General features: G+C 68.7%; 20 protein-coding genes. 12 read left to right on the top strand and 8 right to left on the bottom strand.

All coding sequences use genetic code 11. From position 1 onward, the window contains the following. Positions 1–38: 38 nt before the first annotated feature. The 6 genes from WT16_RS11835 to WT16_RS11810 form a co-directional block, all read right to left on the bottom strand. Positions 39–491 carry a GNAT family N-acetyltransferase gene (locus WT16_RS11835; protein ID WP_231892076.1) on the bottom strand — a complete coding sequence of 151 codons (453 nt, stop codon included), beginning with the start codon at positions 489–491 and terminating at the stop codon, positions 39–41. 53 nt (positions 492–544) lie between these two features. Then, positions 545–832 (bottom strand): hypothetical protein, encoded by a 288-nt coding sequence (locus tag WT16_RS11830; RefSeq protein WP_004192965.1) that lies wholly within the window; start codon positions 830–832, stop codon positions 545–547. Between the two features lie 36 nt (positions 833–868). Further along, a complete protein-coding gene (glp, locus tag WT16_RS11825; RefSeq protein ID WP_015601336.1) occupies positions 869–2,167 on the bottom strand; it encodes a gephyrin-like molybdotransferase Glp in 1,299 nt (432 codons plus the stop codon). 117 nt (positions 2,168–2,284) lie between these two features. Further along, positions 2,285–2,908 carry a molybdenum cofactor guanylyltransferase MobA gene (gene mobA, locus WT16_RS11820; protein WP_063533394.1) on the bottom strand — a complete coding sequence of 208 codons (624 nt, stop codon included), beginning with the start codon at positions 2,906–2,908 and terminating at the stop codon, positions 2,285–2,287. Positions 2,909–2,940: 32 nt separating this feature from the next. Beyond that, positions 2,941–4,053: a GTP 3',8-cyclase MoaA gene (gene moaA, locus WT16_RS11815; RefSeq protein ID WP_015601640.1), complete on the bottom strand. Its 1,113-nt coding sequence runs from the start codon at positions 4,051–4,053 to the stop codon at positions 2,941–2,943. A 139-nt stretch (positions 4,054–4,192) separates the two neighbouring features. Beyond that, complete coding sequence (locus tag WT16_RS11810; protein ID WP_063533393.1) at positions 4,193–7,378, bottom strand: Rne/Rng family ribonuclease; 3,186 nt, start codon at positions 7,376–7,378, stop codon at positions 4,193–4,195. 723 nt (positions 7,379–8,101) lie between these two features. Here WT16_RS11810 and WT16_RS11805 point away from each other — a divergent pair. From WT16_RS11805 to WT16_RS11790, 4 genes are read left to right on the top strand one after another with little or no spacing between them, the layout of a single operon-like run. Beyond that, positions 8,102–9,109 carry an RluA family pseudouridine synthase gene (locus WT16_RS11805; protein WP_063533392.1) on the top strand — a complete coding sequence of 336 codons (1,008 nt, stop codon included), beginning with the start codon at positions 8,102–8,104 and terminating at the stop codon, positions 9,107–9,109. A gap of 5 nt (positions 9,110–9,114) precedes the next feature. Further along, on the top strand, positions 9,115–9,774 hold the full coding sequence (locus WT16_RS11800; protein ID WP_006025791.1) for an HAD-IA family hydrolase: 660 nt from the start codon (positions 9,115–9,117) through the stop codon (positions 9,772–9,774). After that, positions 9,771–10,166, top strand: coding sequence for a Rieske 2Fe-2S domain-containing protein (locus WT16_RS11795; protein WP_043282386.1), 396 nt, complete (start codon positions 9,771–9,773; stop codon positions 10,164–10,166). The genes WT16_RS11800 and WT16_RS11795 overlap by 4 nt, the downstream gene beginning before the upstream one ends. A 9-nt stretch (positions 10,167–10,175) precedes the next feature. Then, a complete protein-coding gene (locus WT16_RS11790; protein WP_006025793.1) occupies positions 10,176–11,177 on the top strand; it encodes a S49 family peptidase in 1,002 nt (333 codons plus the stop codon). Between the two features lie 18 nt (positions 11,178–11,195). Here WT16_RS11790 and WT16_RS11785 read toward each other — a convergent pair whose 3' ends face one another. Both WT16_RS11785 and WT16_RS11780 read right to left on the bottom strand, forming a co-directional pair. Next, on the bottom strand, positions 11,196–11,918 hold the full coding sequence (locus WT16_RS11785; RefSeq protein ID WP_006025794.1) for an SAM-dependent methyltransferase: 723 nt from the start codon (positions 11,916–11,918) through the stop codon (positions 11,196–11,198). Further along, a complete protein-coding gene (locus WT16_RS11780; protein WP_063533391.1) occupies positions 11,915–12,562 on the bottom strand; it encodes a Maf-like protein in 648 nt (215 codons plus the stop codon). The genes WT16_RS11785 and WT16_RS11780 overlap by 4 nt, the downstream gene beginning before the upstream one ends. Positions 12,563–12,847: 285 nt before the next feature. On the opposite strand from WT16_RS11780, the gene WT16_RS11775 reads away from it, so the two are divergent. From WT16_RS11775 to fabF, 8 genes are all read left to right on the top strand, one after another. After that, positions 12,848–13,480 (top strand): DUF177 domain-containing protein, encoded by a 633-nt coding sequence (locus WT16_RS11775; protein WP_006025796.1) that lies wholly within the window; start codon positions 12,848–12,850, stop codon positions 13,478–13,480. 97 nt (positions 13,481–13,577) lie between these two features. Then, on the top strand, positions 13,578–13,757 hold the full coding sequence (rpmF, locus tag WT16_RS11770; RefSeq protein WP_006025797.1) for a 50S ribosomal protein L32: 180 nt from the start codon (positions 13,578–13,580) through the stop codon (positions 13,755–13,757). A 139-nt stretch (positions 13,758–13,896) separates the two neighbouring features. Next, complete coding sequence (gene plsX / locus WT16_RS11765) at positions 13,897–15,003, top strand: phosphate acyltransferase PlsX (RefSeq protein WP_009913176.1); 1,107 nt, start codon at positions 13,897–13,899, stop codon at positions 15,001–15,003. Further along, entirely contained in the window at positions 15,003–15,992 is a 990-nt protein-coding gene (locus tag WT16_RS11760; RefSeq protein WP_063533390.1) for a beta-ketoacyl-ACP synthase III, read from the top strand. Before plsX ends, WT16_RS11760 begins: the two co-directional genes overlap by 1 nt. Before the next feature lie 74 nt (positions 15,993–16,066). Next, positions 16,067–16,999 carry an ACP S-malonyltransferase gene (fabD, locus tag WT16_RS11755; protein WP_015601955.1) on the top strand — a complete coding sequence of 311 codons (933 nt, stop codon included), beginning with the start codon at positions 16,067–16,069 and terminating at the stop codon, positions 16,997–16,999. A 51-nt stretch (positions 17,000–17,050) separates the two neighbouring features. Further along, a complete protein-coding gene (fabG, locus tag WT16_RS11750) occupies positions 17,051–17,800 on the top strand; it encodes a 3-oxoacyl-ACP reductase FabG (protein ID WP_063533389.1) in 750 nt (249 codons plus the stop codon). Positions 17,801–17,943: 143 nt separating this feature from the next. Then, a complete protein-coding gene (gene acpP / locus WT16_RS11745; RefSeq protein WP_004197638.1) occupies positions 17,944–18,183 on the top strand; it encodes an acyl carrier protein in 240 nt (79 codons plus the stop codon). Positions 18,184–18,339: 156 nt separating this feature from the next. Beyond that, positions 18,340–19,578, top strand: coding sequence for a beta-ketoacyl-ACP synthase II (fabF, locus tag WT16_RS11740; protein WP_015601792.1), 1,239 nt, complete (start codon positions 18,340–18,342; stop codon positions 19,576–19,578). Positions 19,579–19,582 lie beyond the last annotated feature (4 nt).

Below are 19,582 nucleotides of genomic sequence, written 5' to 3'. Positions count from 1 at the left end.
CGTCGGCGACGGCCGGCCCGCGAGCCGCGCAACGTGCGCTACGCGGTGCCGTTCGCGAGCTGGGCGAGCGTGTCGCCCGTCACGCGCACGACGCGCCAGTCGGGCATTATCTGCGCGCCCATCTTCCGATAGAACTCGATCGCCGGCTGATTCCAGTCGAGCACGGTCCACTCGAAGCGCGCGCAGCGGCGCTCGACGGCGATCGCCGCGAGCCGGCGCAGCATCCGCGTGCCGAGCCCCGTGCCGCGCTGCGACGGCTGCACGTACAGGTCTTCGAGATACAGGCCGCGGCGGCCGACGAACGTCGAATAGTTGTGAAAGTAGAGCGCATAGCCGACGATCGTGCCGCCGTTCACCGTACCGTTCACCGCGACGAGCGCCTCGGCGGACGGCCGCGCGCCGAACAGCGCGTCGGCGAGATCCGCTTCGGTCGCGACGAACAGATGCGTGAGCTGCTCGAATTCGGCGAGTTCGCGCATCAGCGCGAGCATCGCGGGCACGTCGGCCGCCGCCGCCGCGCGGATCGCGGTCGTGTCGCCGGCGCTCACGCTTCCTCCGGCGCGTCCGACAGCACGATCTCGATGCCGCCGAAGCGCGAGGCGACCCAGTTGTACGCGTGGCAGGCGATCCACAGCAGCACGAAGCCGACGATCGCGTTCAGGAGCAGCGCGCTGAAGATCGTGCTGAAGATCGTGCCGAGCCCGACCGACTGTTCGCGAAAGAACGCGTTGACGATCCCGAGCAGCACGATCGGCACGCTGAACGTCAGATAGACGAGGATCAGCGCTTTCGCGGTCTGCCCCGGCGCGATCGATGAGATTTGTTTTTTCATATGCGAGTTGCCCCCGTGGAAGTGCTGAGTACGGATTCAGATGGCGCCGTCGAACGGCAGGATGTCGACCGTCGCGCCGGCGTCGACGCGGGCGGCGTCGTGCGCGAGCACGATGAAGCAGTTCGCGTCGCTCAGGCTCTTGAGCGATGCCGAGCTTTGCGAGCCGGCGGGCGTCACGCGCCAGACGCCGCCCGCGTCGCGCGCCGCGTGGCCGCGCAGGTATTCGGTGCGGCCCGCGCGCTTCTTGAGCGGCGCGTCGCAGATGGCCGGATAGCGGGGGAGCGGCTGCGCGTCGGCACCCATCATCGCGAGGAGCGCGTCGCGCACGATCACGGTGAAGGCCGCCGCGACCGCGACCGGGTTGCCCGGCAGGCCGAAGAAGAGCGCGGGCCGTCCGTCGCGCCCGCTCGCCCAGACGCGCCCGCATGCGAGCGGCCGGCCCGGGCGCATCGCGACGCTCGCGAACGTGACGTCGCCGAGCGTGTCGAGCAGCGCGCGAGTGAAATCCGCGTCGCCGACCGACACGCCGCCCGACGTGATCACCGCGTCCGCCTGCGCGGCCGCCGTCTTCAGGGCGCTTTCGAGCGCGGCGGGATCGTCGCGCACGATGCCGAGATCGAGCGTCTCGACGCCGAGGCGCGCGAGCATTCCGACGAGCGTCGCGCGGTTGCTGTCGTAGAGGCCGCCTTCGCGCAGCGGCTCGCCCGGCGTCTGCAGTTCGTCGCCCGTCGAGAACAACGCGACGCGCACGCGCCGGCGCACCGCGACGTCGGCGATGCCGAGCGAAGCGAGCAGGCCGAGATCGGCCGCGCGCATGACGCGGCCGGCGGCGAGCGCGCTCGCGCCGCGCGCGAGATCTTCGCCCGCGCGCCGGCAGTGGTCGCCGCGCGCGGCGGCCGAGGCCGCGAAGCGCACGACGTCGCCCGCAGCATCCACTTTCTCCTGCGGGATCACGGTGTCGCAGCCCGCCGGCATCTGCGCGCCCGTCATGATTCGCACGCACGCGCCTTTCGCGACGCGGGGGCCGTCGAACGGGTGCCCCGCGAGCGCGCGGCCCGCCACCGCGAGCGCCAGCGTGCCGTCGGCGGCAGGCGCGGCGAGCGCCGCGCCGTCGAACGCGTAGCCGTCCATCGCGGCGTTGTCGTAGGCGGGAATGTCGAACGGCGAGGCGACGTCGTCGGCGAGCACGCGGCCGAGCGCATCGCGCAACGCGACGCGCTCGACCTGCGCGACGCGTTCGGCGAAGCGCAACGCGAGCGCGCGCGCTTCGTCGACGGTCAGCGCGACGGCGTGCTCGGACGTGGCGGATGGCGTAGGCGTGGTGTGCGTGGTCATCGGTGACGAGGCGCCGCTAGGCGGATTGTGTTCGGGGCCGGCGCCCGGCCGCCGCTGTGAAACGCTCGCGTCGCAAGCGGCGGGCGGCAGGCGGCGCGCGGAACGCGGTGCGGCCCGTCATGCGCGTTCGAGGCCGGCCAAGTCCCGCAGAGAGTTTGCATTGTAAAACGCCCGCTCGTCGCCAAACGGCACTTCGGCCGTCTTGTGGCGTGCGTACCACGCGCGCATCTTGCGCTCGCCGGCCGCGAGATACGCGGCGAGATCGTCGGCGAGCGCGGTGCGCACGAGTGCGAAGACGGGCTGCGGCGCGATGCCGCCGCTCGCGTCGACAGTCGTCGCGAACGCGATGTCCGCGCGCTGCGCGTCGAGCGCGGCGGTGAGGCGCGCGGCGAGATCGGCGGGCAGGAACGGCGAATCGCACGGCACGCACAGGACGAGCGGCGTGCCGGCCGCGCGCATGCCCGCGGCGAGCCCTGCGAGCGGGCCGGCGAAGTCCGCGTGCGCGTCCGCGACGATCTGCGCGCGAAACGGCGCGCCGAGCGTGGCGTAGGCATCGAGATGGCGATTCGCGCTGATGACGAGCGCGTCGACTTGCGGCGCGAGCCGGCGCAGCACATGCAGCGCGAGCGGCTCGCCGCGCAGCGGCTGCAACCCCTTGTCGACGCCGCCCATTCGCGTGCCGCGTCCGCCCGCGAGCAGCAGGCCGGTGATCGGGGCGGCGGGCGCGGCGCACGACGACATGGCAAGAGCGGGGGCGCGTGGAGCGGGCGGGCCTAGCCGCCGATGTAGGACATTTCGACGCGCTTCGCTTCGCCCGCTGCTTCTTCCGTCGCCTGCGCGCTGCCGCGCAGTTGCGAGTAGCGGTCGGTACGCGCCTGCCAGATGTGGCCGATCAGCGCGGCGATCTGCTCGTCGGTCGCGCCGCCGCGCACGAGGCTGCGCAGGTCGTGGCCGGACGATGCGAAGAGGCACAGATACAGCCGGCCTTCGGTCGACAGTCGCGCGCGCGTGCAATTGCCGCAGAACGCGCGCGTGACGCTCGAGATCACGCCGATCTCGCCGCTGCCGTCCGCGTAGCCCCAGCGCTGCGCGGTCTCGGCGGGCGTGTGCCGCTCGAGCGGCACGAGCGCGAAATGCTCGGCGATGCGCGCGATCACGTCGGCGGACGGCAGCACCTCGGCCATGTTCCAGCCGTTCGACGTGCCGACGTCCATGTACTCGATGAAGCGCAGCACGACGCCCGTGCCCTTGAAGCGGCGCGCCATCGGCACGATCTCGGCGTCGTTCGTGCCGCGCTTGACGACCATGTTGACCTTCACGGGCGAAAGGCCCGCCGCATGCGCGGCGAAGATGCCGTCGAGCACGTCGGTGCTCGCGAAGTCGGCATCGTTCATGCGCTTGAAGAGCGTGTCGTCGAGCGCGTCGAGGCTGACCGTCACGCGCGACAGCCCCGCGTCGCGCAGGCTCTTCGCCTTGCGCACGAGCAGCGAGCCGTTCGTCGTCAGCGTGATGTCGAGCGGACGGCCGCCGGCGGTCGTCATTTTCGCGAGGCGCTCGATCAGGAATTCGATGTTCTTGCGCAACAGCGGCTCGCCGCCCGTGATGCGGATTTTCTCGACGCCGTGTGCGACGAAAAGCCGCGCGAGGCGCTCGATTTCCTCGAGCGTCAGCAGCGCGCTGTGCGGCAGGAACGGGTAATCCTTGCCGAACACGGTGCGCGGCATGCAGTACACGCATCGGAAGTTGCAGCGGTCCGTGACCGAGATGCGCAGGTCGCGCAGCGGGCGCGCGAGGGCGTCGCGCAGCGTGCCGCTCGGCGCGAGCAGGGCGCCGGACAGATCGGGCGCCGTGCTCACCGGGGTCACGGGGATGATGCGTCGGGACATGAGCGTTGCAAGATAAGCCAGACCTCCATTTTAGCTGGAAGCGCCGCACGCGGCCGGGCATGGAAACCCGCAGAACCGGAGCACAGACAAAAAAAGCCCGCCTTTCGGGGCGGGCTTTTTCGGGCGAAGGACGACCGGATCAGCGGTGCGTCGTCTCGACTTGCTGCATCGGCGTTGCGTCGACGGGCGGCAGCGGCTTGCGTTCGCGCGGCGCGCGCGCGGGCGGCACGATTTGCGCGGCGGCGGCTTGCGCGGCGCGCAGCTTGTCCGTGTCCGTGTTGACCCAGACAAGGCCGGCGGATTCGAGCACCGTTTCGAGGCTCGCGCCCGGCGCGGCTGCGACGGGGGCCGGGGCGGGCGCCTCGGCTTGAGCGGCTGCCGGGACGTGCGTCTCGGCGACGGGAGCCGGTTCGTGCGCGATATCCGCTTCGACCGGCGCGGCCGCGACAGGCGCGGGCTGCTGCGGCTCGGCGGCCGGCGCGGGCTCCGCGACCGGGGCCGAAGCGGCCGCGGGCGCGGCGACTTCGGACGCTTCCGCGGCCGGCGCCTCGGCCGCAGCGGCTTCGGCGGGGGCCGTTGCAACCGGAGCGGCTTGCTCGTGCGCGATGTCGGCCGCAGCCGGCTGCGCGTGCGCCGTGGTTGCCGGCGCGGCTTGCTCGACTTCGGCTTGCGCCGGTGCTTCGACGGGGCGAGCAGGCGCTGCTTCGGCCTCTGCCCCGGCCCGTGCGGTGTCGGCGACTGGCGCTTCGGCCGCCGGTTGCGGCTCGGCCTTCGCGCCGCTCTCGACATGCGCGACAGTTTCCGCCGCGACGGCTGCCGCCGCGATCGCCGCCGCGCCCGCACCCGCTTGCGCGGCATGCTGCGGCTCGTGACCGGCGACGGGCGCGACGCCCCGCTGCGCCGGCTCGGCATGCTCGACCGTTTCAGCCGTCACGCCTTCGCCGCCTTCCGCCGCCTGCACTGCGCCTTCGTCTTCACGCTCGCGGCGGCCGCCACGGCGACCGCGGCGGCGGCGGCGGCGCTCTTCGCCGTCGCGTGCGTTCGAATCCGCGTCGACGCCGGCTTCCGCGCCAGGCGCGTGCATTGGCTTCTCGGCGGCTTCCGCGTGCGCACTTTCGCCGCGGTTCACGGTTTCGAGCGTCGCGGCGTGCGGGGCCGGCTTGCGGCGCTCGCCGCGTTCACGGCGCTCGCCGCGCGGCGCTTCCGCAGCCTCGGGCGTTTCGGCGCGCTCGCGCGGTTCACGCGGTTCGCGTTGTTCACGTTGCTCGCGCGGCTCACGGGGTTCGCGGCTTTCGCGCGCTTCGCGGCCTTCCCGGTTGTCCCTGCCGCCGCGTGCTTCGCGGCCTTCGCGCGGCTCGCGGGTTTCCTTGCCTTCGCGCTCGGCGCGCGGCGCCTGAGCGCGGCCGCCGCCGGCCGCGACCTGGTCGCGCCCGCCCGCCTGCTGCGCGGCGCCGCCGCGACGGTTGCGATTGCGATCGCCGCCGCGCTCGGCCTTCTCGCCGCGTTCACCGCGCTCCGCGCGCTCGCGCGCCGGACGCGCGGCCGTTTCCTGCGCGGCGGGCGCCGGTGCGGGCGCCGCGGCCGGCTGCACGCCGAACAGGCCCTTCAGCCACTTCATGAAGCCGCCGCCGCTCGCAGGCGCGGCGGCCACGGGCGCCGCCGCTTCCTGCGCGCTCTGGCGCTGCGGCGCGGGGCTCGGTGCCGGACGCTCGGGCGTGATGCCCTTGACGGCCGCTTCCTGGCGCGGCTTCGTTTCCTCGGCGCGCTTGCTGTAGCCGGTTTCCGCCTCGAGCTCGCGGGCGGCCTCCTCGGCCATCTTCCACGAGGCGCGCGGATCGTCGAGGCGCGCATCGTCGTGACGCAGGCGCTCGAGCTTGTAGTGCGGCGTATCGAGGTGCTTGTTCGGGATCAGCACGACGCCGACCTTGAAGCGCGACTCGATCTTGTTGATTTCCTGACGCTTTTCGTTGAGCAGGAAGGCCGTGACCTCGACGGGCACCTGGCAGTGGATCGCCGCGGTGTTCTCCTTCATCGCCTCTTCCTGAATGATCCGCAGCACTTGCAGCGCGGACGATTCGGTGTCGCGGATATGGCCCGTGCCGTTGCAGCGCGGGCAGGTCACGTGGCTGCCTTCGGACAGGGCCGGGCGCAGGCGCTGGCGCGACAGCTCCATCAGGCCGAAGCGCGAGATCTTGCCCATCTGCACGCGTGCGCGGTCGTGCTTGAGCGCGTCCTTCAGGCGCTGCTCGACCTCGCGCTGGCTCTTCGCCGATTCCATGTCGATGAAGTCGATCACGATCAGGCCGCCCAGGTCGCGCAGGCGCAACTGCCGGGCGACTTCGTCGGCCGCCTCGAGGTTCGTGCGGGTGGCCGTTTCCTCGATGTCTGCGCCCTTCGTCGCGCGCGCCGAGTTCACGTCGATCGCGACGAGCGCCTCGGTGTGGTCGATCACGATCGCGCCGCCCGACGGCAGCGGCACCGTGCGCGAGTACGCGGTCTCGATCTGGTGCTCGATCTGGAAGCGCGAGAAGAGGGGGACGTCGTCGTGATAGCGCTTCACCTTGCCGACGTTGTCGGGCATCACGATGTCCATGAACGCGCGGGCCTGATCGTAGATCTCGGTCGTGTCGATCAGGATTTCGCCGATATCCGGCTGGAAATAGTCCCGGATCGCGCGGATCACGAGGCTCGATTCGAGGTAGATCAGCATCGGCTGGCCGGGATGGCCGCTTTGCGACGCCGCCTCGATCGCGCGCCAGAGCTGCAGCAGGTAGTTCAGGTCCCATTGCAGTTCCTCGGCGCTGCGGCCGATGCCCGCCGTGCGGGCGATCATGCTCATGCCGTCGGGGATCTGCAACTGCGCCATCGTCTCGCGCAGCTCCTGGCGCTCGTCGCCCTCGATGCGGCGCGACACGCCGCCGCCGCGCGGGTTGTTCGGCATCAGCACGAGGTAGCGGCCGGCGAGCGAGATGAAGGTGGTCAGCGCCGCGCCCTTGTTGCCGCGCTCTTCCTTCTCGACCTGGACGATCAGCTCCTGGCCTTCGCGCAGCGCGTCCTGGATGCGCGCGGAGCGCATGTCGACGCCTTCCTTGAAGTACTGGCGGGCAACTTCCTTGAACGGCAGGAAGCCGTGGCGGTCTTCGCCGTAGTTGACGAAGCAGGCTTCGAGCGACGGCTCGATGCGGGTGACGACGCCCTTGTAGATATTGCCTTTGCGCTGTTCGCGTCCGGCGGTTTCGATGTCGATGTCGATGAGCTTCTGCCCATCGACGATGGCGACGCGCAGTTCTTCCTGCTGCGTCGCATTGAACAGCATGCGTTTCATTGAACGACTCCAGGCGGCTCTGCCGGCGGCGCGCTCCGGTTGTCAGGCGGAGCGCGGGGACGACGTCAGGCCGCGCCTTGTTGTGTTGTCACAAGCACGCTGGAGCGGGAACGATGGCGGGAGAATGGCCTGATGAGGCGCGAACCCATACGGCGGGCCGCGGCCAGAGGGCGCCTGCGAACACGGCTTCAAAGCACACGGCGTCGACACTCCGCGCGCCGCAGGGCGCGCCAAGCCTCCGACCGGGCACTGCCGCGGGGCGCGGCGCAAGTTGCGCGCGACGCCGGGTGGCGGCATATGCTGCGGCTCGGCCGCAGCGGGGAGTATCGAATCCAGCCCGACTTTCCCGCCTGGGGTGTTCCTTCCTTGGTTTTGACGTCGCCAAGCCCCGCGCTCTCGCGGGGCCATATCGGGCGCACGCCGTTCTATTCGCAACAGGAAGCTGCGCCGGGCCTACATCGCGCCGCGCCGCAGCCTCCAACAAATTCTTTTTGTCCAACATTCCGTTACCGCGGCACGGCTCAAACCGAATCCGCCTGTGGGCGCGATCCCTGCCTGAGCGCGGTGCCGTGCGTGCAACTTGCTGCTTTCATTCGTGAGGACGAGCAGCACGCCCCGGGCGCAAGTAAAATAACAGTTTGCGCTTGCGCCTCGCGCAGTCCGCCCGAAAACCGGCCGATCAGGCCGCTCCGCTACGGAAGGCTGCGCAAAATTATATTCAGTATGAATGAGTTAGGCAAAAAATCCCATAATTCGATCGCGAGCGGCCAGGTTTCGCTCATCGAGATCGACGAAAGCGCCGCCGGGCAGCGCATCGACAACTTCCTGCTGCGCGTCTGCAAGGGCGTGCCGAAGAGTCATATTTACCGGATTCTGCGCAGCGGCGAAGTTCGCGTGAACAGGGGCCGGATCGATGCGCAATACCGGCTCGCGTTCGGTGACGTCGTGCGCGTGCCGCCCGTGCGCGTCGCGGCGGCCGATCTCGCGCGCGCGGCAGGTCTCGCACCCGTGCCTGCCGCCGCGTTCGAGATCCTGTTCGAGGACGACGCGATCATCGCGCTGAACAAGCCGGCGGGCGTCGCCGTGCACGGCGGCAGCGGCGTCGCGTTCGGCGTGATCGAGCAGATGCGCCACGCGCGGCCGCACGCGAAGTTCCTCGAGCTCGCGCACCGGCTCGACCGCGAGACGTCGGGCATCCTGATGCTCGCGAAGAAGCGCTCGGCGCTCGTCGGGCTGCATGAGCAGATCCGCGAGAACCGGATGGACAAGCGCTACTTCGCGTGCGTGCACGGCGACTGGGCGGCCGACTGGGGCCGCCGCCGCACCGTGAAGGCGCCGCTTTTCAAGTACGCGACGCCTGACGGCGAGCGGCGCGTGCGCGTCCAGGAAGACGGGCTGCCGTCGCACACGGTGTTCAATCTCGTCGACCGCTGGCCGGACTATGCGCTCGTCGAAGCGGAACTCAAAACGGGTCGGACCCATCAGATTCGCGTGCACCTCGCCCATCTCGGCCTGCCGATCGTCGGCGACGCGAAGTACGGCGATTTCGCGCTGAACAAGGCGCTTTCGCGCGCGAACGCGGCGCCGTCGATCAAGCGGATGTTCCTGCACGCGCACCGGCTGCGCTTCGCGCATCCGTTGACGGGCGAGCCGCTGCAGTTCGACGCGCCGTTGCCCGCCGAATGCCGGCAATTTCTCGATCAACTCACCGACTTGCGCGACACCGCGTGACAAGCATGGCCCGACAGCAATTTGATCTGATCGTCTTCGACTGGGACGGCACGCTGATGGATTCGACCGCGCACATCGCGCAGTGCATCCAGGCCGCGTGCCGCGATCTCGGCGTGCCCGCCCCGTCCGACGAGGCCGCCCGCTACGTGATCGGACTCGGCCTGCGCGATGCGCTCGCCGTGACCGCGCCGAGCGTCGATCCCGCCGACTATCCGCGGCTTGCCGAGCGCTACCGGTTCCACTACCTGATCAAGGATCAGCGAACCGAGCTTTTCGGCGGCGTGCGCGAGATGCTCGAAGAGCTGCGCGACACGGGCTACCTGCTCGCCGTCGCGACGGGCAAGGGGCGCGTCGGGCTGAACCGCGCGCTCGACGAGGCGAAGCTGACGAGCCTCTTCGGCGCCACGCGCTGCGCGGACGAGACGTTCTCGAAGCCGCATCCGGCGATGCTGCAGGAATTGTCGCGCGAACTGGGGCAGGATCTGGCGCGCACCGTGATGATCGGCGACACGACGCACGACCTGCAGATGGCGGCGAGCGCGGGGGCGGCGGGCGTCGGCGTTGCGTACGGCGCGCATTCGGCCGACGCGCTCGCCGCGCTGTCGCCGCGCTTCGTCGCGCCCGACGTCGTATCGCTCGCCGGCTGGCTGCGGGAGCACGCATGATGGGCGGCGGCGACGCGCGCTTCGTGTGCGCGGCCGACGCGCTCGTCGACGGCGGCGCGGGCGTGCGGATCGACGCGTCGCTGCGCGGCGAGTCCGTCGTCGTGTTCTTCGTGCGCTACGAAGGGCGCGCCTACGGTTACCTGAACCGCTGCGCGCACGTGCCGATGGAGCTAGACTGGATCGAGGGACAGTTCTTCGAATCGTCAGGCTTATACTTGATGTGCGCGACGCACGGCGCGATTTATGAGCCTGAGACGGGCAGGTGCGTCGGCGGCCCGTGCCGCGGCGCGCGGTTGCGCGCCGTCCGGGTCGACGAGCAGGACACGCCCGACGGCCGCGCGGTGTTCTGGCTGCCCGACGGCGATCTGCGCCCGGCCCCTTCTGACCACTGACTTTCACGCATGTCCGATCAAATCAATCCGCCCGATTCGTCTTCGTCCTCCGCGGCGAACGCCGCCACCCGCGAACCGAACTGGGAGCGCGCCGTGCTCGAGCGCGTTGCGCTTGCGGCGATCAAGGAGCAGCGCGCGGCGCGGCGCTGGAGGATTTTCTTCCGCTTCGCGTTCCTCGTCGTGCTCGGCGCGCTCGCGTTCGCGTTCCTGAGCGTATCGGGCGACGGCAGCAAGCTCGCGAGCGGCCGCCACACGGCCGTCGTGACGATCGAAGGGGAGATCGCCGCGAGCACCAACGCGAACGCCGAGGACATCAACACGGCGCTCGACAGCGCGTTCGAGGATTCGGGCACGGTCGGCGTCGTGCTGAAGATCAACAGCCCGGGCGGCAGCCCGGTTCAGGCGGGCATCGTCTACGACGAGATCCGGCGGCTGCGCAAGAAGTATCCGGGCAAACCGCTTTATGTCGTGGTCTCCGACATGTGCGCGTCGGGCGGCTACTACATCGCCGCGGCGGCGGACAAGATCTACGTCGACAAGGCGAGCATCGTCGGCTCGATCGGCGTGCTGATGGACGGCTTCGGCTTCACCGGGCTGATGGGCAAGCTCGGCGTCGAGCGGCGGCTGCACACGTCGGGCGAGAACAAGGGCTTCTTCGATCCGTTCTCGCCGGAGACGCCGAAGATGGACGCGCACGCGCAGGCGATGCTCGACCAGATCCACGAGCAGTTCATCAAGGCGGTGAAGGACGGCCGAGGCGCGCGCCTGCACGAATCGCCGGACATCTTCTCCGGGCTCTTCTGGACGGGCGCGAAGAGCATCGAGCTCGGCCTCGCCGACGATTACGGGACGACCGACACCGTCGCGCGCGACGTGCTGAAGGCGCCGGACCTCGTCGACTACACGGTCAAGGAAAGCCTGACCGACCGCGTCGCGCGCCGCTTCGGCGCGGCGGTGGGCAAGGCCGCGCTGAAGGCGGCCGTCGCCGGCGGCGAGCTGAAGCTGCGCTGACGGCGCGAAACGCTTCGCTCAGTTCGCGAGCAGCAGGAAGATCGCGGGGCGCTTGTGCAGATCGGGCACAGGCGCCTTTTTCCATTGCGCCGCCGAGCGGCTCGCGATCGTCTCGGTCGCGAGCGTCAGGTCGGCCGCGACGCACACGAGCGTCGACGGCGCGCACGTCGCGACGAGCGCGTCGAGCATCGCGTGATTGCGGTACGGCGTCTCGATGAAGATCTGCGTCTGGTTCGCGTGGCGCGACTGCTGCTCGAGCTCGCGCAGGCGCTTCGCGCGCGCGGCGGCGTCGACGGGCAGGTAGCCGTGGAACGCGAAGCTCTGGCCATTCAGGCCGGACGCCATCAGCGCGAGCAGGATCGAGCTGGGCCCCACGAGCGGCACGACCTTCACGCCGCGCTCGTGCGCGCGGCGCACGAGCAGCGCGCCGGGATCGGCGACGGCGGGGCAGCCGGCTTCCGACACGAGCCCCGCGTCGGCGCCCGCGAGCACCGGCGCGAGCAGCCTGTCGATTTCGCCTGCGGGCGTCTTCACGTTCAACTCGCGGATCTCGATTTCCTGGATCGGCCGCTCGGTGCCGATTTTCTTCAGGAACGCGCGAGTCGTCTTCGCGTTCTCGCCGATGTAGTAGCCGAGCGACGCGGCGCGCGCCTGCACGGCGGCGGGCAGCACGGCGGCGAGCATCGCGGCGTCGCCATCGCCGAGCGTGTTCGGAATCAGATAGAGCGTGCCTGCCGTCATCGTCCGTTCGCTCCGTCGGCGGCCGGCGCCGGCGCGCCGAAAAGGGGATAGCCCGCCGCGCGCAGCATTCGGGTGAGCGCGATGAGCGGCAGGCCGACGAGCGCCGTCGGGTCGTCGGATTCGATCGCGTCGAGCAGCGCGATGCCGAGCCCTTCCGATTTCGCGCTGCCCGCGACGTCGTATGGCGTCTCCGCGCGCAAATAGGCGTCGAGTTCGACGTCGGTCAGCGCGCGGAACCGCACGCGCGTCACGATGTCTTCGACTTGCGCCGCGCCGGAGCGGCTGTCGTACAGGCAAAGCGCGCTATGGAATTCGACGTCGCGGCCGCGCATCGCCTGCAGTTGCGCGAGCGCGCGCGCGTGCGAGCCGGGCTTGCCGATCTGCAGCCCGTCGAAGGTCGCGACCTGGTCGGAGCCGATCACGAGTGCGCCGTGAGGCGCCTGGACGCGCTCGGCCGCGGCGCGCGCCTTCGCGGCGGCGAGCCGCAGCGCGGTCGCGGAAGGCGTTTCGCCCGGCAGCGGCGTCTCGTCGACTTCGGGCGTGACGATGTCGAACGGCGCGCGCAGGCGTTCGAGGAGTTCGCGCCGGTAGCGCGAGCTGGAGGCGAGGATCAGCCTGGGTGGGCTGGAAGCGTTGTGCTGCATGATGGTCGGGTATCGGTCGGTTCGGGAGATCCGGGTTGAAGGAATGGCCGCCGCACTGCGCGCGGGCGCGCGGCGGCCGCGTGTTCGGCGAAGCCGTCTTAAGTATTTGACTCGAAAAGATAAAACGGGTATGCTCTTGCGCTTTTCATCGGCAGGGGTTTTGCGAGCGCCCGACGGCGAACCGAGCAGCCCGGATGCGTCATGCATCCCGTGGCGCGGGCCGCCGGGCCGCGCGGTCCGCTGCACGAACGAGTTGCATCGTGGGTTGATACGGCAGGAGCGCACATGAACCCGTCTTCAGGCAAGCCTGCGGTTTCGCTCGATCCGCACGCGATCGATCTGTTCGAATTTGCGCGCAGCGCTCGGCAGGCGGCGGGCGCCGTCCGGCTCTCGCAGTTGCCGCGCATGTTAAACGAAGTGCCGGCGGACGCGCCAGACCGCGACACCCTATTCACCTGGCAGGCGGAGGGCTCGACGCAGCCCGAGCTGCAGGACGACGGCGCCGAGGCGCAGCAGCCTTATCTGCGGCTCGCGCTGCACGGCGCCGCGTGGCTCGAATGCCAGCGCTGCATGACGCCGTACGAGCAGTCGTTCGACATCGACGTCGTGTACCGGATCGTCGCCACCGAAGAGGAGGCGGACGAATTTCCGCTCGACGAAGATGAAGTCGATGTGATCGTCGGCTCGCGCCAGTTCGATTTCGCCGGCTTGATCGAAGAGGAGCTGCTGCTTTCGCTGCCGCTCGTGCCGAAGCACCAAGTCTGTCCGGCGGTGCACGAAAGCCTGGTATCGGGCGCGAGCGGTCCCGCGGCCGATGCGGACGATACGTCCGACGAAGCGGCAGGCGAAAGCGACAGGCCGAATCCGTTCGCGGCGCTCGAAGCGCTGAAAAAGGGCGGCGACGGCAATAAACACTAAGCAGTTGGGGCGCGGGAAGGCGTGAGGCCGCAGGGCCGGGGTAGCAAGCGCCGGATCGGGCTGTGTTAGAATCCGAAAAATTATTTAGGAGTTAGTCATGGCAGTTCAACAAAACAAGAAGTCGCCGTCGAAGCGCGGCATGCATCGTTCGCACGATTTCCTGACGACCGCGCCGCTCGCCGTCGAGCCGAGCACGGGTGAAGTGCATCTGCGTCACCACGTCAGCCCGAACGGCTACTATCGCGGCAAGAAAGTCGTCAAGACGAAGAACGACTAAGCGTTTCCGTCTCCGTGGCGCGCGTCTGATGGCCATTCGGGCCCCTCGCGCGACAACCGGTTCGCTTGACACTTTCCTGGCTCAACAAAAAGGCGGCATTCAACTGCCGCTTTTTTGTGCCTGAAATTCGTCGCATTCCATGACTGTAAAGCTCACAATCGATTGCATGGGAGGCGACCACGGCCCGTCCGTGACCGTTCCCGCGGCAGTCAAGTTCGTTCGCTCGCATCCCGACGCGCAACTGATGCTCGTCGGCATCGAAAGCGCGATACGGGCGCAACTCAAGAAGTGCAAGGCGCTCGACGAGCCCGCGCTGTCCGTCGTGCCGGCCACCGAAGTGGTCGCGATGGACGATCCCGTCGAAGTGGCGCTGCGCAAGAAGAAGGATTCTTCGATGCGCGTCGCCCTCAATCACGTGAAGGAAGGCGAGGCGCAGGCGTGCATTTCCGCCGGCAACACCGGCGCGCTGATGGCGGTGTCGCGCTACGTGCTGAAGACGCTGCCCGGCATCGAGCGGCCCGCGATCGCGTTCGCGCTGCCGAATCCGACGGGCTACACGATGATGCTCGACCTCGGCGCGAACGTCGACTGCGAGCCGCAGCACCTGCTGCAGTTCGCCGAAATGGGGCACGCGCTCGTCGCGGCGCTCGAGGGCAAGGAGCGGCCGACGATCGGTCTTCTCAACATCGGCGAGGAGATCATCAAGGGGAACGAAACAATCAAGCGCGCGGGCGAGCTATTGCGCACGAGCACGTTGAATTTCCGCGGCAACGTCGAGGGCAACGACATCTACAAGGGCACCGTCGACGTGATCGTCTGCGATGGCTTCGTTGGCAACGTTGCATTGAAGACGTCCGAGGGCCTCGCGCAGATGCTCGCCGACATCATCAAGGAAGAGTTCAGCCGCTCGCTGCTGTCGAGGCTGATGGCGCTTCTCGCGCTGCCCGTGCTGCTGCGCTTCAAGAGGCGCGTCGATCATCGCCAGTACAACGGCGCGGCGCTGCTCGGGCTGCGCAGTCTCGTCATCAAGAGCCACGGCTCCGCCGACGCTTACGCGTTTGAGTGGGCGATCAAACGCGGGTATGATGCCGTCAAAAATGGCGTGCTGGAGCGCCTTTCGCGAGCGATGGCGGAGAACGCCGCGCCGCTTGGCGAAAGCGGTCGCGACGCGGACGGGACGGGGCAGGCGAGTCCGTCCGCGGGCCAGCCAGCCGAGCCCTCCGCCGCGCTTTCCTCGAAGACATGATGGCCCAATCGACCCTCTATTCCCGCGTGCTCGGCACGGGCAGCTATTTGCCGCCCGACCGCGTCACGAATCAAGAACTCGCCGATCGCCTCGCGAAGGACGGCATCGAGACGAGCGACGAGTGGATCGTCGCGCGCACGGGCATCCACGCGCGGCACTTCGCCGCGCCCGACGTGACGACGAGCGATCTCGCGCTCATCGCCGCGCAGCGCGCGATCGAGGCGGCCGACATCGATCCGCAGTCGATCGACCTCATCATCGTCGCGACGTCGACGCCCGATTTCGTTTTCCCGAGCACCGCGTGCCTGCTGCAGAACAAGCTCGGCATCAAGAACGGCGGTGCCGCGTTCGACGTGCAGGCGGTGTGCTCGGGCTTCGCCTACGCGCTCGCGACGGCCGACAGCTTCATCCGCACGGGGCAGCACCGCACCGCGCTCATCGTCGGCGCGGAGACGTTCTCACGCATCCTCGACTTCAAGGACCGCACCACCTGCGTGCTGTTCGGCGACGGCGCGGGCGCCGTCGTGCTGTCGGCGTCCGAAGAGCCGGGCATCCTCGGCAGCGCGCTGCACGCGGACGGCAGCTACTCGAACATCCTCTGCACGCCGGGCAACGTGAACCGCGGCGTCATCGCGGGCAGCGCATTCCTGCACATGGACGGCCAGGCCGTCTTCAAGCTCGCCGTGAATCTGCTCGAGAAGGTCGCGGTCGAAGCGCTGTCGAAGGCGGATCTCGCGCCGGAACAGGTCGATTGGCTGATTCCGCACCAGGCCAATATCCGTATCATGACGAGCACGTGCCGCAAGCTCGGCCTGCCGCAGGAACGCATGATCGTCACTGTCGACGAGCACGGCAACACGTCCGCCGCGTCGATTCCGCTCGCGTTCGACGTCGCGGTGCGCGACGGCCGCATCAAGCGCGGCCAGCACGTGCTGATCGAAGGCGTCGGCGGCGGCTTCACGTGGGGCGCGTCGGTCTTCCGCTACTGAGCCCGCACTTTCCGCGCATCCCATCGGCGCGCCGGGCGCAGCGCGCCGCTCGAATCGATTCAATTAGGGACGATATGAAATTTGCATTCGTTTTTCCGGGCCAGGGCTCGCAATCGGTCGGCATGCTCAATGCGTTCGCCGACGTCGCCGTCGTGCGCGAGACGCTCGACGAAGCGTCCGACGCGCTGGGGCAGGACATCGGCAAGCTGATTGCCGACGGCCCGGCCGACGAACTCAATCTGACGACGAATACTCAGCCCGTGATGCTGACGGCCGCGTACGCGTGCTATCGCGCGTGGCAGCAGGCGGGCGGCGCGCAGCCGTCGATCGTCGCCGGCCACAGCCTCGGCGAATACACGGCGCTCGTCGCCGCGGGCGCGATCGCGTTTCGCGACGCGCTGCCGCTCGTGCGCTTTCGCGCGCAGGCGATGCAGACGGCCGTGCCCGTCGGCGTGGGCGGCATGGCGGCGATTCTCGGCCTCGACGACGACACGGTGCGCGCGGTGTGCGCCGAGGCGTCGGCATCGGGCGTCGTCGAAGCGGTGAATTTCAACGCGCCCGCGCAGGTCGTGATCGCGGGCACGAAGGCGGGCATCGAGAAGGCCTGCGAGATCGCGAAGGCGAAGGGCGCGAAGCGCGCGCTGCCGCTGCCCGTGTCGGCGCCGTTCCATTCGTCGCTGCTCGAGCCGGCCTCCGACAAGCTGCGCGAATATCTCGCGAACGTCGACGTGAAGGCGCCGCGGATTCCCGTCGTCAACAACATCGACGTCGCGGAGGTGTCCGATCCCGCGGCGATCAAGGATGCGCTCGTGCGCCAGGCGGCGGGGCCCGTGCGCTGGGTCGAGTGCGTGCGGCACATCGCCCGCGAGGGCGTGACGCACGTGATCGAGTGCGGCCCGGGCAAGGTGCTCGCCGGCCTCACGAAGCGCATCGACAGCAACCTGGTCGGCGCGTCGGTGTTCGATCCGGCGTCGCTCGACGAAGCGCTCAAGCTCGCCGCCGCCTGACTCCGTCAGGCGCTCGAGCTTGCCGATTCAACCGAAACACGGAACCACTGCATGGACAAGACTCTCGACAAACAAGTCGCGATCGTCACCGGCGCGTCGCGCGGGATCGGCCGCGCGATCGCGCTCGAACTCGCGCGCCGCGGCGCAATGGTGATCGGCACCGCGACGACCGAAGCGGGCGCCGAGAGCATCTCGGCCGCATTCAAGGAAGCCGGGATCGAAGGCCGCGGCGCCGTGCTGAACGTCAACGACGCGGCGGCGGTCGACGCGCTCGTCGAAGCGACGCTCAAGGAATTCGGCGCGCTGAACGTGCTCGTTAACAACGCCGGCATCACGCAGGATCAACTCGCGATGCGGATGAAGGACGACGAGTGGGACGCCGTGATCGACACGAACCTGAAGGCCGTGTTCCGCCTGTCGCGCGCGGTGCTGCGCCCGATGATGAAGGCGCGCGGCGGACGCATCGTCAACATCACGTCGGTCGTCGGCTCGGCCGGCAATCCGGGTCAGGTCAACTACGCGGCGGCGAAGGCGGGCGTCGCGGGGATGACGCGCGCGCTCGCACGCGAGATCGGCAGCCGTGGCATCACCGTGAACTGCGTCGCGCCGGGCTTCATCGATACCGACATGACGAAGGCCCTGCCGCAAGAGCAGCAGGCCGCGCTGAAGACGCAGATTCCGCTCGGCCGCCTGGGCAGCCCGGAGGACATCGCGCACGCAGTGGCGTTCCTCGCGTCGCCGCAAGCGGGCTACATCACGGGCACGACGCTGCACGTGAACGGCGGCATGTTCATGTCGTAACGGATTTCGTTTACCATCCGCGCCGTGCATGCGCATTCGCGCATCGGCGCTTGTCTGGCCGCAAAGCCGGCGCGCATTTTGGGCAGCATCAAACCTGTTAAAATGCGCGCACTTGTAAATTTGAACTTTCCCTCGGAGGGGTAATGGACAATATCGAACAACGCGTCAAGAAGATCGTCGCCGAGCAACTGGGCGTCGCCGAAGCTGAAATCAAGAACGAAGCGTCGTTCGTGAACGACCTCGGCGCGGATTCGCTCGACACGGTTGAACTGGTGATGGCGCTCGAAGACGAGTTCGGCATGGAAATCCCGGATGAAGAAGCCGAGAAGATCACGACCGTTCAGCAAGCGATCGACTACGCTCGCGCGAACGTCAAGGCGTAACACGCGCGTCGTCTGCAAGTTTTTGCACACGCTGCGCCGGATGCGCGATCGCGTCGGCGTTCTCGCCGGCCGAGCTAACAGCCACAGGGCTCGCAGGGGTGGTTCCTGTGGCCGCTGTGGCTTTTGTTTTTGTCATTCAATGGAAAAGAGGTTACCGTGAGCCGCCGTCGTGTTGTTGTTACAGGCCTTGGGCTGATTTCGCCTGTTGGCAATAATGTTGCCGACGGCTGGGCCGATCTCGTGGCCGGCAAGTCCGGCATCGTCAATATCACGAAGTTCGACGCGACGAACTTCTCGACCCGCTTCGCAGGCGAGGTGAAGGGCTTCAACGTCGAGGACTACATCCCGGCGAAGGAAGCGCGCCACATGGATACGTTCATCCATTACGGGATCGCGGCCGGCATGCAGGCGATGCAGGACAGCGGCTTCCAGGTCACTGACGAAAACGCGGAGCGCGTCGGCGTCGTGGTCGGTTCGGGCATCGGCGGGCTGCCGATGATCGAAGTCACGCAGACCGAACTGCTCAACCGCGGCCCGCGCCGGATCTCGCCGTTCTTCGTGCCGGCGTCGATCATCAACATGATCTCCGGCCACCTGTCGATCAAGTTCGGCATCAAGGGCCCGAATCTCGCGCTCGTCACCGCGTGCACGACCGGCCTGCACTGCATCGGCGAGGCGGCGCGCCTCATCGAATACGGCGACGCCGACGTGATGATCGCGGGCGGCGCGGAGGCGACCGTGTCGCCGCTCGGCATCGGCGGCTTCGCGGCGGCGCGCGCGCTGTCGCAGCGCAACGACGATCCGGCGACGGCGAGCCGTCCGTGGGACAAGGACCGCGACGGCTTCGTGCTCGGCGAGGGCGCGGGCGTGATGGTGCTCGAGGAGTACGAGCACGCGAAGGCGCGCGGCGCGAAGATCTACGCGGAAATCGCGGGCTACGGGATGAGCGGCGACGCGCATCACATGACGGCGCCGCTCGAGGATGGCGACGGCGCGCGACGCTGCATGCTGGCCGCGCTGCGCAACGCCGGTGTCAACGTCGATCAGGTGAGCTACCTGAACGCACACGGCACGTCGACGCCGCTCGGCGATCTCGCGGAAACCATCGGCATCAAGCGCGCATTCGGCGATCACGCGAAGCAGATCGTCGTCAATTCGACGAAGTCGATGACGGGCCACCTGCTCGGCGGCTCGGGCGGGCTGGAATCGGTGTTCACGGTGCTGGCCGTCCACAACCAGGTGTCGCCGCCGACGATCAACATCTTCAACCAGGACCCCGCGTGCGATCTCGACTATTGCGCGAACGAAGCGCGCGAGATGAAGATCGACGTCGCGTTGAAGAACTCCTTCGGCTTCGGCGGGACTAACGGCACGCTGGTCTTCAAGCGCATCTGACGCG

The organism is Burkholderia sp. MSMB1589WGS, assembly GCF_001636105.1.
Taxonomy (GTDB): Bacteria; Pseudomonadota; Gammaproteobacteria; order Burkholderiales; family Burkholderiaceae; genus Burkholderia; species Burkholderia humptydooensis.
This window is presented reverse-complemented; position numbering and strand designations above follow the sequence as displayed.

What these genes read in the sequence shown, in the direction of transcription:
- WT16_RS11800 (WP_006025791.1), top strand. Translation starts at nt 9,115, where the DNA reads ATGGCCCGACAGCAATTTGATCTGATCGTCTTCGACTGGGACGGCACG.
- fabG (WP_063533389.1), top strand. Translation starts at nt 17,051, where the DNA reads ATGGACAAGACTCTCGACAAACAAGTCGCGATCGTCACCGGCGCGTCG.
- WT16_RS11790 (WP_006025793.1), top strand. Translation starts at nt 10,176, where the DNA reads ATGTCCGATCAAATCAATCCGCCCGATTCGTCTTCGTCCTCCGCGGCG.
- WT16_RS11795 (WP_043282386.1), top strand. Translation starts at nt 9,771, where the DNA reads ATGATGGGCGGCGGCGACGCGCGCTTCGTGTGCGCGGCCGACGCGCTC.
- plsX (WP_009913176.1), top strand. Translation starts at nt 13,897, where the DNA reads ATGACTGTAAAGCTCACAATCGATTGCATGGGAGGCGACCACGGCCCG.
- rpmF (WP_006025797.1), top strand. Translation starts at nt 13,578, where the DNA reads ATGGCAGTTCAACAAAACAAGAAGTCGCCGTCGAAGCGCGGCATGCAT.
- WT16_RS11785 (WP_006025794.1), bottom strand. Translation starts at nt 11,918, where the DNA reads ATGACGGCAGGCACGCTCTATCTGATTCCGAACACGCTCGGCGATGGC.
- moaA (WP_015601640.1), bottom strand. Translation starts at nt 4,053, where the DNA reads ATGTCCCGACGCATCATCCCCGTGACCCCGGTGAGCACGGCGCCCGAT.
- WT16_RS11760 (WP_063533390.1), top strand. Translation starts at nt 15,003, where the DNA reads ATGGCCCAATCGACCCTCTATTCCCGCGTGCTCGGCACGGGCAGCTAT.
- mobA (WP_063533394.1), bottom strand. Translation starts at nt 2,908, where the DNA reads ATGTCGTCGTGCGCCGCGCCCGCCGCCCCGATCACCGGCCTGCTGCTC.
- glp (WP_015601336.1), bottom strand. Translation starts at nt 2,167, where the DNA reads ATGACCACGCACACCACGCCTACGCCATCCGCCACGTCCGAGCACGCC.
- WT16_RS11780 (WP_063533391.1), bottom strand. Translation starts at nt 12,562, where the DNA reads ATGCAGCACAACGCTTCCAGCCCACCCAGGCTGATCCTCGCCTCCAGC.
- acpP (WP_004197638.1), top strand. Translation starts at nt 17,944, where the DNA reads ATGGACAATATCGAACAACGCGTCAAGAAGATCGTCGCCGAGCAACTG.
- fabD (WP_015601955.1), top strand. Translation starts at nt 16,067, where the DNA reads ATGAAATTTGCATTCGTTTTTCCGGGCCAGGGCTCGCAATCGGTCGGC.
- WT16_RS11810 (WP_063533393.1), bottom strand. Translation starts at nt 7,378, where the DNA reads ATGAAACGCATGCTGTTCAATGCGACGCAGCAGGAAGAACTGCGCGTC.
- WT16_RS11805 (WP_063533392.1), top strand. Translation starts at nt 8,102, where the DNA reads ATGAATGAGTTAGGCAAAAAATCCCATAATTCGATCGCGAGCGGCCAG.
- WT16_RS11835 (WP_231892076.1), bottom strand. Translation starts at nt 491, where the DNA reads ATGCTCGCGCTGATGCGCGAACTCGCCGAATTCGAGCAGCTCACGCAT.
- WT16_RS11830 (WP_004192965.1), bottom strand. Translation starts at nt 832, where the DNA reads ATGAAAAAACAAATCTCATCGATCGCGCCGGGGCAGACCGCGAAAGCG.
- WT16_RS11775 (WP_006025796.1), top strand. Translation starts at nt 12,848, where the DNA reads ATGAACCCGTCTTCAGGCAAGCCTGCGGTTTCGCTCGATCCGCACGCG.